The sequence below is a fragment of the Halomonas sp. genome (genome assembly GCF_052095765.1).
GTDB lineage: Bacteria > Pseudomonadota > Gammaproteobacteria > Pseudomonadales > Halomonadaceae > Halomonas.
On sequence record NZ_JBQDJZ010000099.1, the window covers coordinates 1 to 9301 of the forward strand.

Consider the following 9301-nt stretch of genomic DNA (forward strand, 5'->3'; position numbering starts at 1 on the left):
CCTGCGACCCAATGATTAACAGTCATTTGCTCTACCAACTGAGCTATCGGGGAATGACCTCGAACACGTGGCGTAGTATACGGATAGGATCAGTAAGGTCAACACCTGCAGGCCAGTTTTCCCTTTCCCGCGTTCCGCTCCGACGACTTATGCTGCCAATAAAAAAACGCCTACGACCGAAAGGTTGCAGGCGCTTCATATCTGGTGGCTACGCCCTGATTCGAACAGGGGACCCCATCATTATGAGTGATGTGCTCTAACCAGCTGAGCTACGTAGCCGTATCGGGACGGAATAAGTCACGACCACCCAATGACTATCCATCGGTGCGGGATTATGCACGTCGGTTGTCCCGCTGGCAAGCTCCAGTTTCAGCCTGCAGCGTGCTCGATACCCAGCGCCTGCATAACTGCCGGCAAGGCGGGCTCACCGTCCAGCGTCGTCACGCCGTCAAGCCATACGTTCAATACCTCAGGATTGGCCTTAAGATAGGCGCGCGCTGCATCACGGGGGTCTTCTCCGCCATCCATGATTGCAGCCATCAGCTGGTTTTCCATTTCCAGGGTAAAGCTCAGGTTGTCCAGCAGCGCACCCACATTGGAACACGCCTCAGCGTATCCGGCGCGGGTATTGGTATAAATCGTCGCACCACCGAAGTTCGGGCCGAAGTAGTCATCGGTACCGTCCAGGTAGGCCATATCAAAGTTAGTATTCATGGGGTGTGGCTCCCAACCTAGAAACACCATCCATTGCTCATTCGGCACGCGCGCCTTAAGTTCAGCCAGCATCCCGGCTTCACTAGAGTCGACCAGCTTCCAGTCGCCCAAACCAAAGGCATCGTCGTCAATGATCTGCTGGATCATCTGGTTGCCATCGTTGCCGGCTTCAATACCGTGGATATTCGATTCGAAACGCTCGCTGTGCTCGGCCAGATCGGCCAATGACGTCACGCCCGCGTCGTAAACATACTGCGGCACCGCCAGGGTGTACTTAGCGCCGGCCAGGTTGACCTTCAATCGCTCGACCTGCCCGCGCTCCACATAGGGATCACTGATTGAGGCCATGGTCGGCATCCAGTTACCCAGAAACACATCGAAATCACCGTGCTTCATGCCCGAGTAGGCAATCGGGACTGACACTGTGTCGACCTTTGTCCCATAACCGAGACCTTCAAGCACCTCTGTAGTCAGCGCCGTGGTGGCCGTAATGTCTGTCCAGCCCACTTCGGCAAAATGTACCTGCTCACAACTGTTGTCTGCCGCCATGCTAGCACCGGCAGAAAAGATCAGCGTCAAAGTAGCCAGGCTCAGGGGTATCTTGTTCATCGTCGGTTCTCTCTGTTGGTTTATCAGGATTCACGATCGGCTACAATCTACATTGATTGAACGTTCAATAAAAGAGTGGCAAGCTATCGATCACCCTGCTGCAAATCTGACGGCTGCTGAATCCTGTCTCCGATGCCCAATGAAATGCCAGCTGCGAACAAGCCATAAAAGGAGAGCCACGTTGCCCAAGGTTGGAGTGGAAACTACCAGGCGCCAGCAGCTGATTGCCGCGACGATGAAGGCGATCGACGAAGTTGGCCTAGCGGATGCCACGGTGATTCGTATTGCACGTCATGCAGGTGTGTCAGCTGGGATCATCAGCCATTACTTCGGCGGCAAAGACGGGCTGCTTGAGGCCACCATGCGCCAGATTCTTAGCGACCTGGGCGAAGCGGTGGCTTCACGGCGAGCTGCATTGCGCAGCGCCACACCGCAGAGGCGTTTGGAAGCCATCATTGATGGCAACTTCGATTGCAGCCAGGTCGTTTCCCCCGTCACTAAGACCTGGCTAGCCTTCTGGGCCAGCAGCATGCATAAGCCTCAGCTGCAGCGCTTACAGCGAGTCAACGACCGGCGCCTGCACTCAAACCTGTGTCATGAATTTTGCCAGCTGATGCCGCGAGAGGCTGCCAGGGATGCCGCACGTTCGCTGGCTGCCACCATCGATGGACTATGGCTGCGCGGCGCCCTGAGCGCTGAAGGTCTGGATGGTGACCGTTCACGGCGTCTGGCCAGAGAGCACCTGAGTCGCTTGATCAACGATCAGCCAGCCAGCTAGATCACTGACCCACCAGGCCAGTCGTTTGCTTTACCCCACTAATTTCACTGGAGACCCCATGGCTCAGTTACTGCCCCACTACATTGATGGCCGTCGCGTCGCCGCCACCTCGCAAGAAACCTTTCAGGTCATAAACCCGTTTGACGGCAACCAACTGGCCGAGGTTGCTCACGCCAGCGAAGCTGATGTCGATACGGCAGTCGCAGCCGCACACCGCGGCCAGCGGCAGTGGTCGGCGATGAGCGGCATGCAGCGTGGTCGCATACTGCAACGCGCGGTGGCGCTGCTGCGCGAGCGCAATGACGAGCTGGCAAAGCTGGAAAGCCGCAACACCGGTAAACCGATCAGCGAAACGTCTACCGTCGATATTGCTACTGGTGCCGATGCGCTCGAGTACTACGCCGGCCTGGCTCCCGCCATTGAGGGCAGCCAGATTCCGCTGCGTGAGTCATCTTTTGTGTATACCCGCCGCGAACCGCTGGGTGTGATCGGCGCTATCGGCGCCTGGAATTACCCGCTGCAGATCGCCTGCTGGAAGGCCGCTCCAGCTCTGGCCGCCGGTAACTCAGTGGTGTTCAAGCCCAGTGAAGTCACCCCTCTTTCCGCCGTGCTGCTGGCCGAGATCTTCACCGAGGCCGGCCTGCCCGATGGCGTATTCAACGTGGTGCATGGCGATGCACGTGTCGGCAAGCTGATCACCGGCCATCCGGGCATCAGCAAGATTTCGTTTACCGGCGAAGTCGGCACCGGCAAAAAGGTCATGTCCGCCGCCGCGGCATCAAGCCTCAAGGACGTCACCATGGAGCTTGGCGGTAAGTCTCCGCTGATCGTGTTTGCCGATGCTGATCTAGACCGTGCCGCCGATGCCGCGATGATGGCCAACTTCTATTCCAGCGGGCAGGTCTGCACCAACGGTACCCGAGTATTCGTCGAGAACAGCATCAAGGATGCCTTCGAGACCAAACTGATCGAGCGGGTCGCCCGCATCAAGGCCGGCGACCCACTCGACCCGACGGTCAATTTCGGTCCACTGATCAGCTTCGAGCACCAGCGCAAGGTGCTGTCGTATATCGCCCTAGGTAAGGAAGAAGGTGCGCGGCTTCTAGCCGGCGGTGAGCTCTCCGGCACCGGCCAAAACGTTGACTGGAGTGTCGGCGCCTGGGCAGCACCCACAGTATTTACCGACTGCGCCGATGAGATGCGTATCGTGCGCGAAGAAATCTTTGGTCCAGTGATGTCGATTCTGTCTTTCGCAGACGAAGGGGAGGTAATCCAGCGCGCCAACGACACGCACTATGGCCTGGCCGCAGGCGTGTTCAGTGAAAGTCTGAATCGCGCCCATCGCGTCATCCATCAGCTTGAAGCCGGTATCTGCTGGATCAACACTTGGGGCGATTCGCCTGCCGAAATGCCGGTTGGCGGCTACAAGCAGTCCGGCGTAGGGCGCGAAAACGGCCTTGAGACGCTGGCCTACTACACCCAGACCAAATCAATTCAGATCGAGATGGGGCCGTTCGAGTCCGTGTTCTGAATCGGCCCACTGTGTTTCCAGGGAGCTGTTTGCGGCATTGCTCCCTAATACTCTGTACAAGTCATTTTGTGGAGACCCGCATGTCTCAGACCCGTGAATTCGACTACATCATTATCGGCGCCGGCTCTGCCGGTAACGTGCTGGCCACCCGCCTCACCGAAGATGCCGACGTCAGGGTGCTGCTGCTCGAGGCCGGCGGCCGCGACCACCGCTTCGACTTCCGCACCCAGATGCCCGCCGCACTGGCCTACCCACTGCAGGGCAAGCGCTACAACTGGGCCTTCGAGACCGACCCCGAGCCCAACATGGACGGCCGGCGCATGGAATGCGGACGCGGCAAGGGCTTGGGTGGCTCATCGCTGATCAATGGCATGTGCTATATCCGCGGCAACCCCCTGGACTACGACGGCTGGTCCAAACAGCCAGGGCTTTCTGACTGGCGATATGCCGACTGCCTGCCCTACTTCAAAAAGTTTGAAAACTACGATGCCGGCACATGCGATTACCACGGTGTCGACGGCCCGGTCAGCGTGGCCACCTCATCCACGAGCAAAGATCAGACCAGCAACCCGCTCTACCACACCTTTGTTGAGGCTGCCCAGCAGGCCGGCTATCCGACCACCGAGGACGTCAACGGCTACCAGCAAGAAGGCTTCGGCCCCATGGACCGCTTCGTCACGCCACGTGGACGGCGCTCCTCCACCGCCCGAGGTTATCTGGATCAGGCCAGAAAGCGCCCTAACCTAACCATCGAGACCCGCGCCACCACCGATGTGATTCTCTTTGAGGGCAAACAGGCTGTCGGCGTGCGCTATGAGCGCCGCGGAAAAACCCAAGACGTTCGCGCCACCCGCGAGGTGCTGCTGTGCGGCGGTGCCATTGCCTCGCCGCAGATCCTGCAGCGCTCGGGTATTGGGCCAAAGGACGTGCTCGACGAGCTCGACATCACGCCCGTGCACATCAACGCCAACGTCGGCGCACACCTGCAGGACCATCTGGAGATGTACATTCAGTACCAGTGCAAGCAACCGATCTCGCTGTATCCGGCGCTCAAGTGGTGGAACCAACCAAAAATTGGCGCCGAATGGATGCTGCTTGGCACCGGGATTGGTGCCAGCAACCACTTCGAGGCCGCCGGTTTCATTCGCTCAAACGATGGCGAAGTCTGGCCGAACCTGCAGTATCACTTTCTGCCCATTGCCATCAGCTACAACGGCAAGAGCGCGGTGCAGGCCCACGGCTTTCAGGCCCACGTGGGGTCCATGCGCTCCGAGAGTCGCGGCCGCGTGCGGCTGACCTCCCGCGACCCCAAGGCTGCGCCCAGCATCTTGTTCAACTACATGTCCACCGACAAGGACTGGCAGGAATTTCGCGACGCCATCCGACTGACCCGGGAAATCATCGCCCAGCCGGCCATGGACGCCTATCGGGGCGACGAGATTTCCCCCGGCCCCAAGATTACCAGCGACACTGAACTCGACGCCTTTGTGCGGGCCAATGCCGAAACCGCCTACCACCCCTGTGGCAGCTGCCGCATGGGCGATGGTGACGATGCGGTGGTAGACGGTGCCGGCCGAGTACACGGCGTCAGCGGCCTACGGGTAGTCGATGCTTCGCTGTTCCCGCTGATTCCCACCGGCAACCTCAACGCCCCGACCTTGATGCTGGCGGAAAAAATGGCCGATAAGATTCGCGGTCGCGAGCCGCTGCCGAGCAGCCAGGCAGCCTACTTTGTGGCGGGAATCACACCAGCCCGGGGCACACCCGTACGCCAGCTGGACGCCTAAAACTCCCTATGACAGGGCGGCCCCTCACGCCGCCTAACGCGGGCCGCCGCCTCCCCTACAGTTGCGGCGCCATTTTTGCCGCCGACTACCTTGGTTCTGGTATTTATTATAGTAAGCTGGTTGCAGCGATAGCTTTCAGGACTGGTCACACGCCCGCGCTTGCGCTAGGCTGAGGCCAATTAAAACGTCCGTTCGAATACCTGTTTCACTTTTGCAGATTTACTATCCGCTGAGACACTGGAGGCATCATGCCCACACTTGTACTGATTGTGCTGGCCTTTCTGGGCCTGCTTTACGTTATGCGCAGCGAAGCCGGACCTATCCCGGCCATGCTGGTCACCGGCTTTTTCGGGCTGGTTGGCATTCTGGCTGAAGCCAACGTCATTGGCATCATTCTACTGCTGGTGACAGTTGGGATTGCAATCAGCGGCCTGCCGTCCTTGCGCAGCAAGTGGCTGACACCCCGTCTGTTCAACATGTTCAAGAAGATCGCGCCCAAGGTCTCAGACACCGAGCGCACCGCCCTAGAAGCCGGCACCGTGGCCTGGGACGGTGAGCTGTTTTCCGGCCGTCCCAACTGGGGCAAGTTGCAGGCCTTTACCGATAAGGGCCTCAGCGACGAAGAACGCGCCTTTGTTGATCATCAGTGCGGCGTGGCCGCCGGCATGTGTAACGCCTGGGATATCGCCAAGGAACGTGCCGACTTGCCCCAGGAGCTGTGGGATTACCTGAAGAAAGAGCGCTTCTTCGGCATGATCATTCCCAAGCAGTATGGCGGCCTGGGCTTTTCCGCCAAGGCGCAATCAACAGTACTGCAGAAGCTCTCGGTCAACGAAACGCTGATGGTTACCGTCGGTGTTCCCAACTCGCTTGGCCCGGGCGAGCTGCTGCTGAAGTACGGCACCGAAGAACAGAAAGACCACTACCTACCACGCTTGGCCGATGGCCGCGAGATTCCCTGCTTTGGTCTGACCGGCCCCCGCGCCGGCTCTGATGCCACCTCGATTCCCGACGTGGGCACCGTGGTCAAACGCACAGTCGATGGCAAACAGGTTCTAGGCTTGGAGCTGACCTTCGAGAAGCGCTGGATCACCCTGGCACCCATCGCCAGCGTCGTCGGCCTGGCCTTCCGCCTGTTTGACCCCGAGCACCTGCTTAGCGAAGAAGAAGACCGCGGTATTACCCTGGCACTAGTGCCGCGTGATACCGAGGGCATGGAAATTGGCCGCCGCCACCACCCTATCGGCAGTCCCTTCCTGAACGGCCCCATCAAGGGTGACAAGGTATTCGTGCCGCTTTCGACCATCATCGGCGGCGAAGAAATGATTGGCGAGGGTTGGCGCATGCTGGTGGAGTGCTTATCCGTGGGCCGCTGCATCACCCTGCCCTCCGGCGCCACTGGCACCGGCCGCTATGCCCTCGGCTGGACCGGCGGCTTTGCACGCATCCGCCGCCAGTTCAACGTACCAGTGGCCGAAATGGAAGGTGTCCAGGAGCCGCTGGCCCGTATGGCCGCACTAGGCTATATCGCTCAGGCAGCGGTATACCAGACTGCCAACACCATCGACCATGGTGAGAAGCCCGCGGTCCCTTCAGCGATTCTCAAGAGTCAGCTGACCGAATTCCAGCGTCAAATTCTTGCCGACGCCATGGACATTCACGGCGGTAAGGCGGTCACGCTTGGGCCGCGTAACTATATCGGTATCGGCTACAGCGCCAACCCAGTCGCCATTACGGTGGAGGGTGCCAACATCATGACCCGCAACCTGATGATCTTTGGTCAGGGCGCAATTCGCTGTCACCCCTTTGTACTCAAAGAATTGGCCGCCAAAGACAACAACGATATTGATGCCTTTGATAGCGCTTTCTTTGGCCATGTCGGTCTGATTTTTGGCAACGCAGCCCGGTCTTTCAGCCAGGCCTTTGGCGTAGGTCGCCCCAAGGTGCCCTTCAGCGGTCCGGCAGCTGTCTATGCGCGTGACATCGCCCGCCTATCGGCCGGCTTCAGCCTGTGTGCCGATGCTGCCATGGCCAGCCTGGGCTCCAAGCTCAAGCAGCGTGAAATGTTGTCAGCTCGGTTGGGCGATGTGCTATCTAATCTCTATCTGGCCAGCATGCTGCTTAAGCAGTGGGACGAAAGCGAGCCGGCAGAAGGCGAAGAAGCCCTGCTGCACTATTCTGTCCAGTGGCTGCTAAACCGTGCCGAGCAGGCGTTTGATGAGCTGTTCGACAACCTGCCAAGCCGTGCCCTGGGCCTCATGCTGCGCGTCGTGGTCATGCCGAGAGGCCGTCGCTGGAAGCGCCCGAGTGATGACCTGGCCCGCGATATCGCCAATGCAATCTCCAACGACACTGCGCTGCGCACCAAGCTGCTGCAAAACACCTGGGATCTGCACGACGGCACTCAAGACAATCCGCTGGCCAGCTACAACGACCTGCTGTCGACCCAGAAACGTGCTGAGGACCTTTACCGAAAGGTCAACAAGGCCTACGCCAAAGGTGAGTTGCCCGCCGATGCCCTGCATCCAGAAGAGCGAGTAGAAGCCGCGCTGGCCAAGGGCATTCTCAGCGAGGAAGACGCCAGCTTCATGCGTGAGCGTGAGCACAAAGTGCTGGAGATGCTCACCGTAGACGACTTCGATTACGACGCTTTTGTCATCGACAAAGCCAAGGTGCTGCGCCACCAGCCAGCCTGACAAGGCCTGTCTGTCCATCAGCAATCAGAGTCCTCAACCGCAAAGGCCTGGGCCCGGCAACATGCCGGGCCCAGGCCTTTTAGGTGTGCTGACTTCAGTTGCTCTCACGGGGGCCAGACCAGCAACACCATAGGAACAGCAACCAGCATCACAATAAGTGACAGCGGCAATCCCAGCTTCCAGTAGTCACTAAAACGGTAGCCTCCCGGCCCCATCACCAACGTATTGGACTGGTGACCAATCGGGGTCATGAAAGCGCAGGACGCGCTGATGGCCACAATCATCAGAAACGGGTCCATGGACACCTCGAAGCCCTTGGCCAGGCTTGCGGCAACTGGCGCCATCAGCAGTGCAGCCGCCGCATTGTTCACCACATTGGACAGCAGCATGCCGATCAGGAACAGGCCAAACAGCGTGGCTATAATCGGCCACTGGCTCCCGAGCAGCAACAGCGATTGCGCTATCATCGCCGCCCCGCCACTGGTCTCCAATGCCTGACCGACTGGGATCATTGCCCCCAGCAACACGATCACCGGCCCGTCGAGGGCCTGATAGCCATCGCGCAACGACAACACCCCGACTATCAGCGAAATCAGCGCTGCTGTGGAAAGCGCCACAGCGGCGGGCGCCAACCCCAGTACCATGACAATCACCGCCGCAGCAAAAATACCCAGCGCTAACAGCATACGCCGCGGCTTACCCAACGCCAGGTCGCGGCGCGCCAATGGCAGGCAGCCGAGAGTCGACAGACTTTCTCCAATGCCTTGCTCGTCCCCCTGAAGCAGCAGCACATCACCGGCACGAAAACGGATCTCGCGCAGTCGCTGGTTGAGTCGCGCACCGTCGCGGGCCACTGCAACGAGATGCAGGCCAAACTGGTTACGCAGACGTAACTGACCGGCTGAACGGTACAGCATCATCGAGTCATTGCGGATGACCGCTTCAATTAGCTGCATGTCATCGGTATCCATGGCAGAGTGCCTCGAACCCGACTTGTCGTTCTCCTGTTTTTTTTCCTTCTTGTCTGGTTTTGCGGCGGAGCTGCTCTGACGCGAAGCGTCTACCTTGGGTTGAGCGATGCTGCGTTGCGGCTCTCCAGAAGGCAACACATCAAAATTCGGCCGGTCAGAAACCGGTTTATCAAGAGTCGCTACCGCCCCATTATCCGCGTCATTTTTCTTGTTCT

The 9301-nt window shown here is 59.2% G+C and carries 6 protein-coding genes and 1 tRNA gene; 4 read left to right on the forward strand and 3 right to left on the reverse strand.

Going from position 1 to position 9301, the window contains the following annotated elements; all coding sequences use genetic code 11:
• Nucleotides 1–202 precede the first annotated feature (202 nt).
• Both ACTH3D_RS11360 and ACTH3D_RS11365 read right to left on the reverse strand, forming a co-directional pair.
• A tRNA-Met gene (locus tag ACTH3D_RS11360) sits at nucleotides 203–279 on the reverse strand.
• Between the two features lie 90 nt (nucleotides 280–369).
• The gene (locus ACTH3D_RS11365; protein ID WP_441667229.1) at nucleotides 370–1323 is read right to left on the reverse strand and encodes a choline ABC transporter substrate-binding protein; all 954 of its coding nucleotides are present in this window, start codon (nucleotides 1321–1323) and stop codon (nucleotides 370–372) included.
• A gap of 181 nt (nucleotides 1324–1504) precedes the next feature.
• On the opposite strand from ACTH3D_RS11365, the gene betI reads away from it, so the two are divergent.
• From betI to ACTH3D_RS11385, 4 genes are all read left to right on the forward strand, one after another.
• Nucleotides 1505–2101 carry a transcriptional regulator BetI gene (betI, locus tag ACTH3D_RS11370; protein WP_441667230.1) on the forward strand — a complete coding sequence of 199 codons (597 nt, stop codon included), beginning with the start codon at nucleotides 1505–1507 and terminating at the stop codon, nucleotides 2099–2101.
• A gap of 58 nt (nucleotides 2102–2159) precedes the next feature.
• Nucleotides 2160–3632, forward strand: coding sequence for a betaine-aldehyde dehydrogenase (gene betB, locus ACTH3D_RS11375; protein WP_441667231.1), 1473 nt, complete (start codon nucleotides 2160–2162; stop codon nucleotides 3630–3632).
• An 80-nt stretch (nucleotides 3633–3712) separates the two neighbouring features.
• Complete coding sequence (gene betA / locus ACTH3D_RS11380) at nucleotides 3713–5419, forward strand: choline dehydrogenase (RefSeq protein ID WP_441667233.1); 1707 nt, start codon at nucleotides 3713–3715, stop codon at nucleotides 5417–5419.
• Nucleotides 5420–5667: 248 nt separating this feature from the next.
• Complete coding sequence (locus tag ACTH3D_RS11385; RefSeq protein WP_441667234.1) at nucleotides 5668–8115, forward strand: acyl-CoA dehydrogenase; 2448 nt, start codon at nucleotides 5668–5670, stop codon at nucleotides 8113–8115.
• A 104-nt stretch (nucleotides 8116–8219) separates the two neighbouring features.
• Here the strand turns inward: ACTH3D_RS11385 and ACTH3D_RS11390 are convergent.
• Nucleotides 8220–9301: SLC13 family permease (locus tag ACTH3D_RS11390; protein ID WP_441667235.1), on the reverse strand; the 1082-nt coding region annotated here is incomplete at its 5' end.

What these genes read in the sequence shown, in the direction of transcription:
- betA (WP_441667233.1), top strand. Translation starts at nt 3,713, where the DNA reads ATGTCTCAGACCCGTGAATTCGACTACATCATTATCGGCGCCGGCTCT.
- ACTH3D_RS11385 (WP_441667234.1), top strand. Translation starts at nt 5,668, where the DNA reads ATGCCCACACTTGTACTGATTGTGCTGGCCTTTCTGGGCCTGCTTTAC.
- betB (WP_441667231.1), top strand. Translation starts at nt 2,160, where the DNA reads ATGGCTCAGTTACTGCCCCACTACATTGATGGCCGTCGCGTCGCCGCC.
- ACTH3D_RS11365 (WP_441667229.1), bottom strand. Translation starts at nt 1,323, where the DNA reads ATGAACAAGATACCCCTGAGCCTGGCTACTTTGACGCTGATCTTTTCT.